This is a genomic window from Methanobacterium formicicum DSM 3637 (assembly GCF_000302455.1).
GTDB classification, from domain to species: Archaea; Methanobacteriota; Methanobacteria; order Methanobacteriales; family Methanobacteriaceae; genus Methanobacterium; species Methanobacterium formicicum_A.
In genome coordinates this window covers 1-17327 of record NZ_AMPO01000012.1, presented here as the reverse complement: position 1 = coordinate 17327, position 17327 = coordinate 1, and the positions used below count along the sequence as shown (strand labels likewise).

Sequence of the window (17327 nt, the reverse complement as noted above, 5' to 3'; positions counted from 1 at the left end):
CTCTTTTTTAGTACTTTAACGTGCCAGTATTCGTAAATTTACTGTTTTTAGTTCTTTAATGCTGATTAATCCTTTAAATTATCCAATCTTTCACGGAATTCCTTACGATGGCGTCTTTCCTCATCTCTTATGTGTTTCAGGACGCCCACCACTTCCTCATCATCAATGACTTCAATTTGATGGGTGTAAATATCAATACCCTCTGATTCGAGTTGGATCTGACGTTTAAGCATTTCTTCAAGGTTGTCTCCGCCAAAATTGAGTTCCTTGTGTTCCATGGTTGGTTTACCCCCTCTTTTAGTTATAAGATCTGCCAACCACCACATATGACGCATTTCATCCACAGATATAGCTTCAGTCACACGACTGGGATCACATTCTTCCATTAAAAAGGAATTTTGCACGTAAACCATGGTTGCTTCCAGTTCTCTCACGAAATCATCATTCAACATGGCAATTATCTCATCTTTATTCAAAATAATACCCCCTTTATCATTTGAATATTAAAATATTACAATAATCAACTGAAACGTCCTGAACTTACCATAAACAAGGAATCGATTAACTCCTGAAGGAACCTTTATTAAATTACGAGATATTTATTTAATCACGGAACATCCATCAAATCACTGATCAACTCTTTCTTACGGTAAGCCATGCCCTGAAAGACTGCCACCAGGTCACCGGCTTCATCATGTATATCCACGGTGTAACTGGCAATTCGACCTCCACTGGACAGTTCACGGGCTTCTGCGCGTAACACTCCCTTACTGACTGCTTTGAAATAGGATATGTTAGCGTTTATGGCTACAGTAACTGTTCCATGGGAATTGGCTGCCAGGGCAAAGGTAAAATCGGCAAGGGTAAACAGTGCTCCTCCATGAACCGTTCCCACACTATTAAGGTGCATATCCTCAATTTCCATGGTGGTGGTGGCTTTTCCCGGGGAAATACTCACCACTTCAATGTTACTTAGATCGGCAAAACGATCGTTTTCAAAGAACTTTAGAATTTTTTCCATTTTAAAAACCTGGCCTTCCTAATTATTAAAATTCCCAATTTAATACTCGATAATATACTATTTGAACAAATTTAATCAATGATTAATATTTTAAACAAAGATTCAATATCTTTATTTTTCATTCATACCTATTATAAAATGTTTAAATTATAAAATTTATGATTACCACAAATTATCATAGAGTAAATTCTGTAAAGAAAAGTATGTGGGAACAGAAATAATGAAAGCCATGTTACTGCGGGTTGGCATTGACAAATCCAGTGATGGGGTTCTGGCTCCCATCTTCCCTGATGGAAGTTTTGAATACATTCCCTTGTCAGAAAAAGATGAAACATCTACAGAAAACCGCACCTACACAGATTTAACCGGTGAAAAAGGGAAACCTCTTTCAGATTACCTTCCAACCCGCGTGGCTGACCGTAAAGTACACCTGGATCCCGAGTTTAAAACTTTCACTTATGGCGATGTAGGTCGAAAGGCAGACTACCTCTTGAAACTAAACCCGGGTGACATTCTGGCATTTTACGCGGGGTTTACTCCCTACATGAAGTCAGAATATCCTGAAGCCCTTTATATAATTGGTTATTTTACTGTAGGAGAAATTATAGATTTTCACAAGATTACTGGTTCTTACAGGACTAATGATTCTCATAAAAGTTCCACTATCGAAATTAAGAGGATTCAAGAGCAGTACCCTAACAATTCCCATCCTAAAAGGGTTTCAGATATTCATGATATGGTCCTGGTAGTGGGAGACCCTGAACAAAGTAAAATATTGGAAAAAGCCATCTTAATCAGTCAAAAAAAGTTGAACAAAATTGGTAGGTATTACCATGCAGTTTCACCCCAGATGAAGGAACTACTGGGAATTAGTGGTTCTATTCAAAGGAGCATACCTCCCAGATTCATATACGAAGAGGATAAACTCCTTAACTTAAAAGATTTACTGGGTATAAGATGATGATCCCCTCTTTTGATCTGTCTTTCTATGCAAATCATTGATTTTTGATTAAATTTATCTAAACTAAAAATGACAACTTTTACGGCCAGTTTTTTCTATATACCTTTGATGGTACTCTTCTGCCCTCCAGAACGTGGGTGCTGGTTTGATCTCGGTAACAATCTTTCCCTGGTACCTTCCAGATGCATCCAATTTTTCTTTACTTACACGGGCCAGTTTCTCCTGCTCGGAGTCATGGTAAAATATAACTGACCTGTATTGAGCTCCAATATCTGGTCCCTGCCGGTTTAAGGTGGTGGGGTTATGAATGCTCCAGAAAAGATCCAGTAAATCGGTGTAGGAAACAACTTCAGGGTCATAGGTAACTTCAACCACCTCAGCATGACCGGTACCTCCTGAACAAACATCTTGATATGAAGGGTTATCAAAATCCCCTCCAGCATAACCTGCTGCAGTATCCACTACCCCGTCCAGTTTCCTGAAAGCATCTTCCACTCCCCAGAAACAACCAGCCCCAAAAGTCGCCTTTTTAAGGTTATTTTCACCCATATTCACCCACTCCTTGAATTTTTTAAGGGAATTCACCGTGCATTTGAATAACTTTCGATAATCCAAACAACTCTTTAATAAATTTAAACTCCTAAATTTGTTTTTAGGGAAACTATTAGTTTATCTTGAATGTATTTTTTGTATTTCATTTTCTATAATTTTTGTCATTATAAAAAGTTATTTTATCGTTAAGATGAGTTACGGGGTACATGTATTAAATTGATATAAAAAAATTTTAGTCACCAGGCACATAATAAACCACATGCAGAATCATAAAGTTGCCTCCATACTTCAGCAGGTGGCAGATTACCTGGAACTGGATGGTGTTGATTTCCGTACCAAGGCTTACCGTAGGGCAGCCCATACCATAGAAACTCTCAGTGTGGACGTAGCGGACATGCAAAAACAGGGAAAACTGGAGGAGTTACCAGGGATAGGTAAACATATACATGAGAAGATCGAGGAGATACTGGAGACTGGAAACCTGGAATACTTGGAAAATTTAAAAAGTGAGTTTCCACTGGACATGGATGCACTGATGCAGGTGGAAGGACTGGGTCCCAAGAAGATAAAATTATTATACCAGGAACTGGGGATTAAAAACTTGGATGACCTTGAAAAGGAGGCTAAACGTCACCATATTCGCAGGTTAAAGGGGATGGGAACTAAAACCGAGGCTGAGATTCTTCAAAACATTGAATTTGCCAGGAAAAGTATTGGGAGGCAGTTACTGGGTGATGTCCTGCCCCTGGCAATTGAAATCAAACAGAGGATAAGTACCCTGGATACGGTGGACCAGGTCCAAATCGCAGGTTCAATCCGCCGCAGGAAGGAAACAGTGGGAGATATTGACATACTCACTGTAACCCAACATCCAGATGAAGTAATGGACTACTTCACACAGATGGACCTGGTAGGTGAAGTGATAGTTAAGGGGCATGCCAAGTCAACAGTACGACTCTACAATGGTATGGATGCAGATATCCGTGTCTTTAAAGAGTCAGATTTCGGTTCAGCAATGGTCTACTTCACGGGTTCACGTGAGTTAAACATCGTCTTAAGGAAAATTGCCCTATCCAAGAGTATGAAACTCAACGAGTACGGGGTGTTCCAGGAAGATGTGCGCCTGGCGGGTCAAACTGAAAGTGAAGTTTTCAGGGCACTGGGACTGGATTACATTCCACCAGAACTTAGGGAGAACACTGGCGAGATAGAAGCAGCCCAGCGAGGAAAACTTCCTGAACTGGTTGATTACAATGATATAAAGGGTGACCTCCACATACACACCAACTGGAGTGATGGTAAATCCAGTATCTGGGAAATGGCCACTAAAGCATCTGGTATGGGCTATGAATACCTGGCTGTCACCGACCACACCCGCCTTCCAGTGGCCCGGGGCCTGGATGAGGAACGATTAACCCAGCAGATGAATGAAATCGACCAGATCAATGAAGAAATGGAAACTATAACCATATTGAAGGGTGCAGAGGTTAATTTAGATTCCTATGGTAACTTGGATATCTCTAGTGATATTCTGAGGGAACTGGACCTGGTGATAGCTGCAGTGCACTATGACCTCCGGCAGGATCCAGAAAAAATAAACGAAAGAATTTCCAGGGGACTTGAAAATGAACATGTGGACATATTAGCCCATCCTACCGGCCGGAAACTAAAAGAAAGGCAGCCCTATAAGTTAGATATCGAAAATTTGTTCCAGAAGGCCAGTGAAAGTGGAACCATCCTGGAAGTGAACTCCCAACCCAAACGATTGGATTTAAAGGATATTCATGTTAAAATGGCCACAGAATATGGCTGTCAGTTGGTGGTGAACACAGATAGTCATCACACATCTGATTTAAGTTACATGGAACTGGGTGTATCCACTGCCCGCAGGGGATGGGCCGAAAAGAAAGATATAATAAACACTCTTCCCATTAAAAAGCTTTTGAAGGTTATAAGTTAAGTTATGCTCGTTTTTGAAATATTTTTTCATAAATTACAAGCTCAAAGAGATATTAATTTTTAAAAAAAAGATTCTTTGGTAAGTATATTTTCAGATTATTTTAAAAATCCCCGGTCTGGTGAAGTAATGACAGTATCCTGGCCAGGGTAACCACATCCTCCCGATTGTGTTCAATAATAGGTACTAATGGGCCAATATTGCCTGTTTCACGGTAAGTCAGGTAAAAATCAGGAACTTTGCTACTGGGAACATCATCACATCTTTTAACACCAAAAAAGTGTTCTTCCAGGGTCTGCAACCTGCAGTTAGGGAGCTGATCATTCCACTGGCGCCGGGAGAAGTGGAGAAGATCCAGGTGCTGGGTGTTGATACCCGTTTTCATGTGATGAAAACGCATCCTACTTTTAATGAATGGAACATCAAAACTACGGCCGTTGAAGGTAACATAAACATTATCACTGTCCTGATGGGATAGAAAACCTTCAATTGCTGCCTTTTCTTCCTTCAAATTCCTTAATAAATACTGGTTAATGGTTAAACCATCCTGGTTTCCTTCGGCAACACCAATCAGGATGAGTGGCACATCTTTAAGTCCGAGTGTTTCAATATCCATGAAAAGCATGTTTTCAGCACCGGAAAGGGAGGACAGGAGGAGGTTAAGTGGATGAGAAGGTGAGTACTTGGTTGATATCCATTCTGAGATGGCACAAACATCATCTGTTTCCATTTTCTCTAAAAATTCACAGGCACGGTCCTTGTAAACTGGATGTTCGGTTAAATCATCCAGGGAGGTGAATCCACTACTTTTAAGTTTTCTTTCTGTTGATGCACCAATTCCTTTAATCAACTTCAGATCACTGAGTAAACATTCATTAACTCGTTTTTCATCTAAAGTTTTGATTTCTAACTTCTCATGAGTGGTGAAACGGTAACATGAACCGCACTTTGTATCTATCTCTTCCCCGTACTCCAGGTCTTCCAGTGATTTGTCCTGATAAGTTTCCAGGAGTTTTTGTTTAAGTTTTTCAGGGTTATTTTCAGATTCATAAACCATATGTCGACTCCAAAACTATTATGGATTCTATTTATTGATAAATTCTAATGGATAGATGATACGTAACTCATTAAACTTTACTTTAAAGCACTATTAAAGCACCATCAATCTTCACTACCCTTACTATTATTACCATCATTATTTATGGTTGTTAAGGCCATATATAGCTGTAATTATTAATTACTAAATTCCAAAATGCTGGTAAAAAATTTAAAAAACCCCCTTTTCAGGGAAAAATTACCAGTTTTCAGGGGAAATTTCTTTATAATACGTTATGGTAATTATAATTAAAATATAATACTCATAATAGAATTATAATGTAGAAGGGGGACTTATATTGATTAAAACTCTCATTTTATATGAAAGCCGGTATGGATCTACATGGGAAGCAGCCAATATAATTTCACTTATTCTTGGTCCATCCCGCCGTTATCCGCTCTCCCAGTTTGGTGAAGGATGTCGTGACTTTGATTTTATAGTGATAGGTAGCCCTATCTATAATGGGAAAGTTCACCCCAAACTACAGACTTTTCTGGATAATGAGCGAGAATGGCTTGATGAAAAGAACATAGCTCTATTTTGTACCTGTCTTAATGGTTCTGAAGGTTTGCGTGTTCTCAGGGAAGTTGAGGATAATCTGGGGGGTAAAGTTCTGGAACTGGGTGTTCTGGGGGGTCGCCTGGAAATGGATCGTTTAAATGACCGGGATTACCAGGCACTCAAGGAATATATTTCCCGGGAAGGACTGCCTTCTCAGGGAATGGACTTATTCAATAGTAGGGAAGTTGTGGACCTGGCTTTACGACTTACTGATATCAGAGATGGGCTGTTAGATGAACTTCCAGTAGTGGAACTTAAGAAAGAGGTTGAAGACTTTTTAAAGCAACACAATACCTGTACCCTGGCCACCAGCTCCCAGGATAGTGTACGTGCCACTCCAATGGAGTATGACTATGATCAGGGACATCTTTACATTCTCAGTGAGGGTGGAATGAAATTTGCCCACTTACTTTCCAATTCCAATGTTTCAGTGGCAGTTTATGAAGATTACACTGATATGGATAATCTGGTGGGAATGCAGATAACCGGAGATGCCATTATAGTGGAAGACCCGGTAGAATATCAACAGGTCATGGACATGAAGGGTCTTAGCATGGATTACATCCGAACATTACCATTTGATCTCAAACTCATCAGGGTGGATCTGGAGAAGGTTGAATTTTTAAACTCACAGTTTGAAAAAAAGGGATACTCAGAAAGACAGGTTTTGAAGTTTTAAATATTTTTTTGAAATTTACTTTACAGAATGTTTTGGGAAAAATTGAATCCTGAATTAATGATTGAATAATTCCAAGAAATAATTCAAAAGATGAAATAATTAATATTGGAATAATTCAAGAGCAAAAAATCAAAAATTGGAATAATTGAAAATAGTTGGAATTATAAAATTTTTTTTTATGAAATATAATTTTGTAATGAAATGTAGTACCAGTTATTTTGTTATTAATCATGTCGTAAACTTTATTAATTAAACCTCACAAAACCCACACCTCACTATTATTATAATCCACACGTAATGTATGAAACTATGTCAATATACAAAATATGAAAAACTGTGCTAAATCAGTAACCACATGTATACTGTGTGGATGAAAAACAGGCATTTTGGGAAAAAATGAGAAGCTGTCTATTTTCACAGATTCTGTAATATTTCCTCTTTAATTAGTTTATGATTTTTTGCTGGGTGGAAACTGTCTCCTCTTTAATTTTCAATAGTTCATCCTCTTATTTTAGAGGTCTCATCAAACTGTCAGTTTACTCTAATACTGCAGAATAAATTACTTCGTTAAACAATTCTATAACGAAGTTTGAAAAAATTCACCACATTACCTGATCTATATAGTCTGATAATAAATGCCAAGAAATAAAATATCTAATTATTAGTGAGTATCCAATTTTAATAATCATTTTTAATCCTAATATAGTCTGATTTAAGATAGAACAGATTCTTTATCCTAATATGTATTTCAATCCTAATATAGTCTGATTTTATGTAATTATATATACTCTTTGATTATACTAAAATTTGTTGTTAATTTTCAATCCAATATATTAGGATAAAGTAAAATATTAATGTAAGTGGTTGCTTAAATATAAGTAATATGATTAGAAGCAACATGTGGGGGGTGATAAATTGTATAAATCTATGATTAAAATCTTTATTTGTAGACAACTTAACTTTTATTTTTTATTGTTATTATTCTACATGTTTTTGTCGATATTTTTTCGATAAACTAATATAGTTGAAAATATTATTAATTAATAGTCTAATATTAAAAATTGAACTTAAGTTCAGTTTTTTTTGTTGCAGGGGGAGTGATTTAGTTGGGGGTTGTTAAATAAGACTTCAAATATCATTAAAAGCACCAAATGATTATTTAATTCCTTATAATTATAACCATATTCTTTCTGCCATTATATATCGTAAGATAGCAGATCTTGACTTAGCCAGTCAGCTCCATGCTTCTAAGGACTTCAAGCATTTTACTTTTTCTCAGATAAACATTCCTAGCCGTAGACCCTCCAAGAATGGTCTGATCTCCAGGGATGGTAAGTTCCATTTTTACATATCCTCACCTCATGACTATTTGATACAAAGTATGGTGGAAGGTTACCTGGAAAATCCAGAGATCAACTTCAAAGGAGACAGGCTCATGGTGGAACAGGTTGAGCTTTTGAAGCAGCCTGATTTTAAGAAGAAGATGAAAATGAAGACCATGTCTCCGGTAATTACCAGGGTAAAACGTGAAGATGGTCGGATATGGGATCTTAATCCTGGAGACTTAAGATTTTACACTGCACTGCAGCAGAACCTCATTCGTAAGTACAATTCATTTTATGATGATGCATATAATGGTGATGAGTACGTTAAAATTGTTCCTGACATGGAATCAGTGAAGAGGAAACGGATTACCATTGATAAGAATGGTACTCAGACATATCATAGGGCTTATTTGATGCATTTTGACATGGAGGCGGATGAAAGACTGGTTAAGTTTGCTTATGATTGTGGAATTGGGGAGAAGAATAGTATGGGGTTTGGGATGGTTGAAATGAATAATGGGGAGAAATAAATATGAGTGAGGTTATTTATGATTTTACGGGAAATCCATTTGTTGACGCAGGTATTTGGGCTTTGAGTCAATGGGTTGAGAAAAATCCCGAAAACTTAAGCAAAAATGATTTAGAATCATCTATTAACGATATAGTTGGTTTATATATTGAAAAAAAGTGGTCTAAATCTCTTTATTCCATTTTTCCTAACAATCCTATTATTAATCCATCTATTAAAGGAGAAATTAGAAAAAAAGAAGCATATTTTAAGTTATTAAAAAGTTTAATTGATAAAATAGAGAGCTTAGGGGAATTTGGAGATTGTATATCTTGTGGGAGACGAAATATAGATACAAGATTCTTTAAATCACAGATTCCATTAACAGGTTCTGGCGGAATGATAAACTATTTTTCATATGGAACAAGTGGGGCGGATTATTGTCCTGCATGTATATTTGCAGTTCAATTTTCTCCTTTGATAATCTATTCTTGTGGAAACATGTTATTAATGCATTCAAATTCTAGAAAGTTAATGGGGTACTGGTCTAAAAAGGCAGTTAGCAATGTTAAAAAACAGATATCATCAAAAAATTATACTGGTTGTTTTGATGAGGGATTCAAAAATCCTAAGAATGCTCTTTTCCATATCATCCAAGATATAATCTTAAAACATGATGAAAGATGGTACTCTGAAAATCCATCCATTAATTTTTACTACTTTACAAATTACATTCAAGGGCCTAATTTAGAAATATATAGTATTCCAACGCCAGTTTTCAGATTTTTAGCTTATATTCCTCAACATGAGAAATTCCCGGAATGGTTGAGGATTGTAAGGCGAGGCTATAAATTTGTGAATTGGGAAAAGGTGAAAGAAGAAAATGAGTATAAAAATAATCCAAACACAGTTTATGAAAATCTTTTAAGTGGGAAATCCATCATTGGATTCTTTATTAACCGAAAAAATAGGGAAGCTTTAGGAGGATGGGATCTTCTGAAACATTACCTGGAGGAGGTAAGAAATATGGATGAAAATAGGATAGAAACAATTAAAAAAGTTGGGGATGAACTTGCAGAGTATATAAAGTCGTCAGATGACATTAACACTTTGAAAAAGTTAGAAACAGCAAGTAATTACAAAAATTATCGCAATATTCTACGGATTATAATTAAAAAAAGGATTAAAAATGGGGTAGATAAACCATTGTTTTCTTTTGATGAATATGTTAAGAATTTATTCCCGGAAGGAAATTTAACTTGGAGGGAAACCCAGGATCTTATACTTTTTAGGATTTATGAAGTTTTGCATGATTGGATAATCCAGCAGGGAGTTTCAGAAGAATTAATTATCAATGAAGATGAAGAGGAGGCGGCAGAAAATGTCTAAAACAATTGTAGGTTTTATTTTGGTTGATGCACCACACTCAGCATTAAACAATGCAGGTGCTGATGCAGGGGACAGAACAGATAATATTGTAAGGGTAAAATCCATACGAAGGGGTAGAAAGGTTTATCCTTACGTTTCGGGTCAGGCATTGAGGTACTGGTGGAGAGATACACTGGAAAAGAAATGTGAATGGACATTATCTCCCATAGTTCGAGAGAAAAAAATTGCATTTACACATGCTAATCCTATTGATTTCGATGATGATGACATTTTTGGTTACATGAGAGCTTTAAAAGCCAAAGAGGGGGGCACTGTTACCAGAATATCTCCACTCAAAACTTCGCCATTAATATCAGTAATAGGGCAGAGTCCAACCCATGATTTTGGTGTCATGGCCCGGCATGAAGGAGATCCAGTTCCCTATGAACATGAATTTTACTCTACAGTGTTAAAAGGAATATTTTCTCTTGATCTTGATAGCGTTGGTGTCTTCTACTCTGAAGAGAAAACAGGTTACAAAAACATGTATCCTGATCTAGAGGAAATGGCTGAAGAAAAAGGCCTTAAAACTGATGAAGACGCTAAAAAATGGACTATGCCTTATGATATTCGCGTTAAGCGGGCACAAAATGTGATCGAAGCGCTTCCCTATCTTCAAGGAGGAGCTAAGTTGACTTCACACTTAACTGATGTTTCTCCAAAATTCATTATTCTGGCAGCAATTGATGGAGGAAATCACATCTTCATGAACATAGCCAAAGAAGTTGAAGGAGAAGCAACAATTGATTTTGAAGCCCTTAAAGAAGTTATTAATGAATATTCTGACAGTTTATTAACCGATATTTATATTGGGCGTAGAAAAGGATTTTTAGATGAACTAGATGAAGAAATTGCCACTCTTTCCAATGAAAATCCAAAGTTCAAATCTGGAAACATCAAAGAAACTGTTGAAAAATTTAAAACTATTATTCCCGAGCTGATGGAACCATGAAAGCTTCAAGGATCCTGATTGAAGGTTGGGTAACCTCCTTCAGGTACCCCGCCTTTATCAGTGGATTTCAACCATCTTTACCAGTACCTCCATTAAGCACGATATATGGCCTCATATCTGCTGCTAAAGGGGACTTAATTACTCCTGAAGATTTATCTGTAGGTTACATTTTCACTCATCGAGGGAAAGCCGTTGATCTTGAAACCATATATGAATTATCCGGGCTTAAGGGGAAATCAAACGTTATTAAAAGAGAATTTTTAGTGGATCCTAAGCTTTATCTATACCTTGATGATCCAAGTTATGGAAAATACTTCAAAAATCCTCATTATCCCCTCTTACTCGGAAGATCCACGGATCTTGTGACTGTAAGTCAAATCAAACAAGTAAACCTGGATGAAAGATCCAATGTACAATTAGGAAAAACAATCTTACCATTAGGCACAGAAGGGGCATATGGGACCATCCAAGCTCTTCCAACTCACTTCACAGATACAATACCACGTAAAGCTGTGGGCACAAAACCATTCATAATGATGAATCAATTCTTTGATTACACTCAAGAATGTTCTTATGATGAAGAAATGGAATGGGGAATCTGGTTCCATAAGGGGTAATAAAATTGGTACTTTTAGCTAAACCTGATGAAACTCTTATGGAGCACACGGAAAATTCGCTTAAGGTCTTTAAAAGCATTAAAGCTGCTTATGAAGGTGTACCTGAGTTGTGTGGAGTAAAAGATTTTTGGGAACATCTTTTTTACTCCTTATTTTTTCATGATTTTGGGAAAGGTGCAACAGGATTTCAAACAATGCTTGCTGAAGGAAGTCGAAAGGCACCATGGAGATACAGACATGAAATATTATCAGCAGGATTCGTATCTGCTTTAAAATATGATGAAAATTATAAAAAAGCAATAGGATTATCCATCATAACTCACCATAAAGATATTACTAAGTTAAGAGAGCGTTACAATACGTTTCCAAGTCCCAATGGGAAAAAATTATATTCTAAAAAGTTATCTGAATTGGAACCCCATTTTGAGGAAATATCATCCTATTTTGATAAAATTGGTGAATGGAGTGAAGAATATCTTGGTTATAAACTGGAAAATTTTAATGTCATTTCTTTCACGGATCTAGAAGATGTCTACAAAGAAATTGCTCTTCCCTACTTTATTTCATGGGAAGATGATGAATACACAACGTTACATGGTAAATATGGAATTTTCATGAAAGGATTCTTGAATGCATGTGATCATCTGGCTTCCGGCTCAAAATACAGTATTTTAAATGGCATTCAGGATATGAGATCAATATATAACTTCCCGGAACTTCGAAAAATGCAGGAAGAATCTCTGAACACTAAAGGAAGCGCTTTTCTCACATCTCCAACAGGTAGTGGTAAAACAGAGGCTTCACTTTTCTGGAGTGATGCAAATCAGAATACCATAAGCTCAAGGAGGGTATTCTATTTACTTCCTTATACTGCAAGTATCAATGCCATGTATAATCGGCTTCAAAGGGATTTTAAAGAAGAGAATAAAGTTGGTTTACTACATGGCAAAGCTTCCTATTTCATTTACAAAGGATTAGCTGATGACTTAGAAAAATATGAAGAAACTGAAAGGAATTCAACTGCGGATTATGATCAAATAAAAACGAAAATTAGAGAAATAAAAGGACTAAGCAAAAAGATTTACAGACCTTACAAAGTCCTCACACCATTCCAGATACTTAAAGCATTTTTTGGATCCAAAGGTTTTGAGATGCAACTTTCAGAGATGACCAATGGCCTTTTCATCCTTGATGAAATTCATGCATATGATGCACATCTAACTTCACTTATTCTAGAAATATTGAAAATTTTAAAGAACAATTACAGTGCCGAAATTTTCATAATGTCCGCAACACTTCCAACATTCATCAAAAAGTTATTTAAAGAAAATCTTAGTATTTCAACAGAAATAACTATGAAAAAAGATGAACTAGATAAATTCACACGACATAAAGTCGATGTTGTTAATGGAAGTATCATTGATAACCTGGATATTATAAGTGACGATCTATATGAAGGTAAACGGGTTCTTGTTGTTTGTAACACTGTTTTAAGGGCTCAAGAAGTTTTTGAATATTTATCTGGTGATGTGGAAAATAGTGCTCTTTTACATAGTCGTTTTATGCTGAAAGATAGGGAAAAAATCGAAAAATCATTGGATAATCTAAATTTACTGGTAGGTACTCAAGCCATTGAAGTGTCTTTAGATATAGATTATGATGTTCTATATTCTGAACCTGCTCCAATTGATGCTTTGATTCAGAGATTTGGACGGGTAAACCGTAAAGGATGGAAAAAAGACATAATTGCTCCTGTTAATATTTTTTCTGAGGGTTCAGAGAAAGATAAATACATTTACACACCCGAAATTGTCCAAAAAACTGTTGAATGTCTTGAAAAGGTAGATGTGTTAAATGAAGCTTTAATACAGAAACTTGTTGATGAAATTTATTCAGAAGGTTATGTGGGGAAAGATAAAGAAGAGTTTGATCTGGTACAAAAGCATTTTGCTGCGTTTAATAGGCGAATAGTGCCTTTTATAAATGATAATGAAAGTGAAATGGAATTTTATTCTCTTTTTCAGTCTTATGAGGTTGTTCCATTTAAATACAAGTTAGAATACCTTGGTGAAATAGAATCAGGTCGATACTTTGAGGCAATGAGTTATTTCCTTTCAATAAGTGTTGGACAGTTTAAAAAACTAGAATCTGAGAATAGGGTTGATTTTGATAAAAAAACCTATTTTGTGGATGCTGAATATGATGAAAAGATAGGTTTGATGTTGGATAAGGAAGAAGATTCATTTTTATGAAATTTATCCCAAAAACTAGGAAAATATCATGCAAATGGCTTTTACTGTTGGTTTGAACAAGTTTGTATCTTGAAAAACATTTATTTAATGTTTAGTTAAAAAACATTTTTCATTTTATACCCTAATATTAAAGAGTGCTTGACATAAACTTTGAAGAAATAAATACTTTGAAAACTAATATTTCAATAGGTGATCTAAATGACTGAAACTAAAATCTCAAAGGGTTTCCAGACAGTTGTTCCTGCGGAAATAAGAAAGAAGTTCAATGTGGGTCCAGGGGATATACTGGAATGGGTTTCTACAGAAGAAGGTGTGGAATTGAAGTTCCGGAAAAAGGTAACCATTGATGATATACTGGGTATGGTTGATGGACCTGAAACCGATGCAGTAGAGCTTAAAAAGAAAGCCCAGAGGGGAGAAAAGATTTGATTTTCATAGATGCTTCTTTTTTCATAGCTGCATCCATTAAAAAGGACCAGTGGCACACCAGGGTTCTGGAGATACTCCCTGAAGTCACAAAACAGGATAAAATGACATCAATTGTTGTTCTTTCAGAGGCAGTGACTATGGTTGGAAGTCTGGCTGGGGGTAAAATGGGGGCCCGCCTATACAATTACATAATAGATAATCATGAAGTAAAATTCGTGGATAAAGATTTAAGCACACAGGCTATGAATTTTTTCTTAAAATATGATGGAGTGCTTTCTTTTGCAGATTCTGTTTCATTAGAACTCATGAAACAGGGTAAAGTAGATACTATTGCTTCATTTGATTCTGATTTTGATAAAGTTGAGGGAATAGTTAGAATCCATTAAGGGGAATGTTGATGTTATCAAAAACTGAAAAACACCTGCAGATTATGGGAACCCAGATCAACTACTACTTCATATGCAAAACCAAACTATGGTTCTTTTCTCACCATATTCAGATGGAACAGGAATCAGATCTGGTCTCAATGGGAAAACAACTCCACCAGGGCACTTACCAGAAAGAAAAAAGAGATTACACCATTGACAACCTCATCAGCATAGATTTCATCAAAAAGGGTGACATGCTAGAGGTTCATGAGGTTAAAAAGAGTAAAAAAATGGAGAAAGCCCATGAATACCAACTTTTATACTACCTTTACTATCTGAATGTTGTTAAAGGTGTGGAAAATGTGGTGGGGATGATAAACTATCCTAAAATGAGGAAAAAAATTACCATAAAATGGGATGGAACACGTGAAGCAGAAATCCGGGAATTAACTGAAAAGGTCGCTCTTCTGGTTGATGATGATATGCCCAAACCAGTAAAATCTCCCACCTGCCGGAAATGTTCATATTATGAGCTTTGCTGGGTTTAGGGAAACTTTCTTGTCAAAAATCTCGGCCGTATTAATGTTCAATAAATGAACAAATGTTCGGTAAAATGAACATTATTTTATATTTTTCAACAATTTTGGGATGAATAAGTCCATTTCTGCCGGATGATTGGAAGAATATCTTAAATCTTTCAAAATTAAGTGATTATCCTTGTTGATGATTTAATTTAGTAAGGTGATGAGGTATGAAAAGAAATTACTATATAATGTCTGATGGAATTCTAAAAAGAAAGGAAAACACAGTTTATTTTGTAAACAAAGAGGGTAAAAAGCCTCTACCTATAAATAAAATATATTCAATCTATGCTTATGGATCATTAACCTTTTCTTCTCAGGTGGTGCACCTCCTGGCTAAGGAAGGGATACCAATCCATTTCTTCAATTATTATGGTTTTTATGATGGTAGTTTTTATCCTAGGGAAACCCTTCTTTCAGGAGATCTTCTGATTAAACAGGCAGAACACTACCTTGACCATGAAAAAAGGATGGTGATTGCTAAAAAGTTTGTGGAGGGTGCAGCACAGAATATGGGGAAAGTACTGTCATATTACCGTATTGAAAACACTATTGGAGATACAATGGGAGATCTAGCTGGTTGTGGTGCCATCACCGAAGTGATGAATGTTGAGGGAAGGATGCGGGCTGCTTACTACACGCACATGGATGAAATCTTACCCGATGGCTTTAAAATGGAAGGACGAAGTCGCAGGCCTCCAGAAAACATGGTCAATGCCCTCATAAGTTTTGGGAACTCTCTTCTCTACTCCACTGTCTTAAGTGAGATCTATAACACACAACTCAACCCCACTATTTCCTACCTGCATGAACCATCTGAACGTCGTTACTCCTTGGCATTGGATCTGAGTGAAATATTCAAACCTATCCTGGTGGATCGTTTGATCTTCTACCTGGTGAATAAAAGAATGTTGAGTGAGGATGATTTTGAACAGGACATTAATTATTGTCTCCTTAATGATAAGGGACGTAAAATATTCCTTAAAGAGTATGATGAACGCCTGAAAAAGACTATTAAGCATCGTGAACTAAACCGTAAAGTTTCCTACCGGCGATTAATACGTTTAGAAGCCTATAAACTTATAAAACATTTACTGGATTCTAAAGAGTACAAACCATTTGTGATGTGGTGGTGAAGTTTATGTATGTTATCATTGTTTACGATATCCAGGTAGAAAGGGTGAATAAAGTCAAAGGGTTCCTCCGCACACAGCTAAACTGGATACAGAACTCAGTATTTGAAGGTGAAGTCACCCCCAGTGAACTGAAATATATAAAAGATAATTTAACAAAGATTATGAATAAAAATAAGGATTCAGTGATAATTTACACGCTCAGAACAGAAAAAGCATTGAAAAGAGACGTGATGGGTATTGAAAAAGCACCCATTGATGGAATACTATGATTTCATTTTCTTTTTTACCCCTAAATTTCATGAGATAACTTTTTAGATGTTAATGGGTTGTAATCACCTGTCGTCTATTTAATGGTATGGAATTTTCTTTTAAAATAACTTCAATTTATTTAAATCCCCGATCAATTCTTATCTATTTTATGATTCTTTTGTTGAGTTATAACTCATCTAAACTTCTTGAATCATAATTTTGATATAAATTTCTGAGGTTTTTGGTGAAAAAACCTAATTTTTAAACCTCGTCGGTCCATATAAAAGAATTGGCTAACTGGGGAACGACAAATTTATCTATAAAATTGGGGATATAATAGTAAATATTGGGCAAAATAGGGCAAATTTCGGCCCTACTAAAATCAGACCATATTGGGATTGAAATGGTTTATTCACACTCACAACTGAAATACACTTTGGGACTAAAATCAGACCATATTGGGATTGAAATTATTTTTCACTGTTTATTCGAATATTGCATGTGTTATCAGACTAAAATCAGACCATATTGGGATTGAAATCAGAAACAGTAAAACAGGCAAATGAAACGTACGGCACTAAAATCAGACCATATTGGGATTGAAATCAGCTTATGGTCTCCCCTCAGAAATGGTTTGGGGAACACTAAAATCAGA

The 17327-nt window shown here is 36.1% G+C and carries 17 protein-coding genes; 13 read left to right on the top strand and 4 right to left on the bottom strand.

The annotated features are described in order from the left end of the window. Positions 1–65 precede the first annotated feature (65 nt). Together A994_RS11475 and A994_RS11470 are read right to left on the bottom strand one after the other, a co-directional pair. Complete coding sequence (locus A994_RS11475) at positions 66–476, bottom strand: ferritin-like domain-containing protein (protein WP_004031789.1); 411 nt, start codon at positions 474–476, stop codon at positions 66–68. Positions 477–607: 131 nt separating this feature from the next. Further along, positions 608–1021, bottom strand: a complete 414-nt coding sequence (locus A994_RS11470) for a PaaI family thioesterase (RefSeq protein ID WP_004031788.1) — start codon at positions 1019–1021, stop codon at positions 608–610. 220 nt (positions 1022–1241) lie between these two features. Between A994_RS11470 and A994_RS11465 the strand changes: the two genes are divergently transcribed. Then, on the top strand, positions 1242–1982 hold the full coding sequence (locus A994_RS11465) for an Nmad3 family putative nucleotide modification protein (protein WP_004031787.1): 741 nt from the start codon (positions 1242–1244) through the stop codon (positions 1980–1982). Between the two features lie 63 nt (positions 1983–2045). Here A994_RS11465 and msrA read toward each other — a convergent pair whose 3' ends face one another. Then, positions 2046–2531 (bottom strand): peptide-methionine (S)-S-oxide reductase MsrA, encoded by a 486-nt coding sequence (gene msrA, locus A994_RS11460; protein ID WP_004031786.1) that lies wholly within the window; start codon positions 2529–2531, stop codon positions 2046–2048. Positions 2532–2793: 262 nt separating this feature from the next. Between msrA and polX the strand changes: the two genes are divergently transcribed. Then, positions 2794–4494 carry a DNA polymerase/3'-5' exonuclease PolX gene (polX, locus tag A994_RS11455; protein ID WP_004031785.1) on the top strand — a complete coding sequence of 567 codons (1701 nt, stop codon included), beginning with the start codon at positions 2794–2796 and terminating at the stop codon, positions 4492–4494. Between the two features lie 100 nt (positions 4495–4594). On the opposite strand, the gene A994_RS11450 is transcribed toward polX, so the two are convergent. Next, positions 4595–5548 (bottom strand): ribonuclease H-like domain-containing protein, encoded by a 954-nt coding sequence (locus tag A994_RS11450; protein ID WP_004031783.1) that lies wholly within the window; start codon positions 5546–5548, stop codon positions 4595–4597. 337 nt (positions 5549–5885) lie between these two features. On the opposite strand from A994_RS11450, the gene A994_RS11445 reads away from it, so the two are divergent. The 11 genes from A994_RS11445 (at position 5886) to cas2 (ending at position 16692) form a co-directional block, all read left to right on the top strand. Next, on the top strand, positions 5886–6827 hold the full coding sequence (locus A994_RS11445; protein WP_004031781.1) for a flavodoxin domain-containing protein: 942 nt from the start codon (positions 5886–5888) through the stop codon (positions 6825–6827). Positions 6828–7947: 1120 nt separating this feature from the next. Continuing rightward, entirely contained in the window at positions 7948–8682 is a 735-nt protein-coding gene (gene cas6, locus A994_RS11440; RefSeq protein ID WP_048204250.1) for a CRISPR-associated endoribonuclease Cas6, read from the top strand. A gap of 2 nt (positions 8683–8684) precedes the next feature. Beyond that, entirely contained in the window at positions 8685–10049 is a 1365-nt protein-coding gene (gene cas8a1, locus A994_RS11435; protein WP_004031777.1) for a type I-B CRISPR-associated protein Cas8b1/Cst1, read from the top strand. After that, positions 10042–11040 (top strand): type I-B CRISPR-associated protein Cas7/Cst2/DevR, encoded by a 999-nt coding sequence (cas7i, locus tag A994_RS11430; RefSeq protein WP_004031775.1) that lies wholly within the window; start codon positions 10042–10044, stop codon positions 11038–11040. The genes cas8a1 and cas7i overlap by 8 nt, the downstream gene beginning before the upstream one ends. Next, complete coding sequence (cas5b, locus tag A994_RS11425) at positions 11037–11657, top strand: type I-B CRISPR-associated protein Cas5b (protein WP_004031773.1); 621 nt, start codon at positions 11037–11039, stop codon at positions 11655–11657. The genes cas7i and cas5b overlap by 4 nt, the downstream gene beginning before the upstream one ends. Before the next feature lie 5 nt (positions 11658–11662). Continuing rightward, complete coding sequence (locus tag A994_RS11420; protein ID WP_004031772.1) at positions 11663–13909, top strand: CRISPR-associated helicase/endonuclease Cas3; 2247 nt, start codon at positions 11663–11665, stop codon at positions 13907–13909. Between the two features lie 198 nt (positions 13910–14107). Then, on the top strand, positions 14108–14338 hold the full coding sequence (locus A994_RS11415; protein ID WP_004031771.1) for an AbrB/MazE/SpoVT family DNA-binding domain-containing protein: 231 nt from the start codon (positions 14108–14110) through the stop codon (positions 14336–14338). Then, positions 14335–14724 (top strand): type II toxin-antitoxin system VapC family toxin, encoded by a 390-nt coding sequence (locus A994_RS11410; protein WP_004031770.1) that lies wholly within the window; start codon positions 14335–14337, stop codon positions 14722–14724. The genes A994_RS11415 and A994_RS11410 overlap by 4 nt, the downstream gene beginning before the upstream one ends. A gap of 11 nt (positions 14725–14735) precedes the next feature. Then, on the top strand, positions 14736–15254 hold the full coding sequence (gene cas4 / locus A994_RS11405; protein WP_004031769.1) for a CRISPR-associated protein Cas4: 519 nt from the start codon (positions 14736–14738) through the stop codon (positions 15252–15254). A 203-nt stretch (positions 15255–15457) separates the two neighbouring features. Next, on the top strand, positions 15458–16423 hold the full coding sequence (cas1b, locus tag A994_RS11400; RefSeq protein WP_004031768.1) for a type I-B CRISPR-associated endonuclease Cas1b: 966 nt from the start codon (positions 15458–15460) through the stop codon (positions 16421–16423). A gap of 5 nt (positions 16424–16428) precedes the next feature. Next, positions 16429–16692 (top strand): CRISPR-associated endonuclease Cas2, encoded by a 264-nt coding sequence (cas2, locus tag A994_RS11395; RefSeq protein WP_004031767.1) that lies wholly within the window; start codon positions 16429–16431, stop codon positions 16690–16692. The last annotated feature ends 635 nt before the right edge of the window (positions 16693–17327 follow it).

Coding starts and splice junctions, on each gene's coding strand:
- A994_RS11470 (WP_004031788.1), bottom strand. CDS start 1,021: ATGGAAAAAATTCTAAAGTTCTTTGAAAACGATCGTTTTGCCGATCTA.
- A994_RS11465 (WP_004031787.1), top strand. CDS start 1,242: ATGAAAGCCATGTTACTGCGGGTTGGCATTGACAAATCCAGTGATGGG.
- msrA (WP_004031786.1), bottom strand. CDS start 2,531: ATGGGTGAAAATAACCTTAAAAAGGCGACTTTTGGGGCTGGTTGTTTC.
- polX (WP_004031785.1), top strand. CDS start 2,794: ATGCAGAATCATAAAGTTGCCTCCATACTTCAGCAGGTGGCAGATTAC.
- A994_RS11450 (WP_004031783.1), bottom strand. CDS start 5,548: ATGGTTTATGAATCTGAAAATAACCCTGAAAAACTTAAACAAAAACTC.
- cas8a1 (WP_004031777.1), top strand. CDS start 8,685: ATGAGTGAGGTTATTTATGATTTTACGGGAAATCCATTTGTTGACGCA.
- cas7i (WP_004031775.1), top strand. CDS start 10,042: ATGTCTAAAACAATTGTAGGTTTTATTTTGGTTGATGCACCACACTCA.
- cas5b (WP_004031773.1), top strand. CDS start 11,037: ATGAAAGCTTCAAGGATCCTGATTGAAGGTTGGGTAACCTCCTTCAGG.
- A994_RS11415 (WP_004031771.1), top strand. CDS start 14,108: ATGACTGAAACTAAAATCTCAAAGGGTTTCCAGACAGTTGTTCCTGCG.
- cas4 (WP_004031769.1), top strand. CDS start 14,736: ATGTTATCAAAAACTGAAAAACACCTGCAGATTATGGGAACCCAGATC.
- cas1b (WP_004031768.1), top strand. CDS start 15,458: ATGAAAAGAAATTACTATATAATGTCTGATGGAATTCTAAAAAGAAAG.
- cas2 (WP_004031767.1), top strand. CDS start 16,429: ATGTATGTTATCATTGTTTACGATATCCAGGTAGAAAGGGTGAATAAA.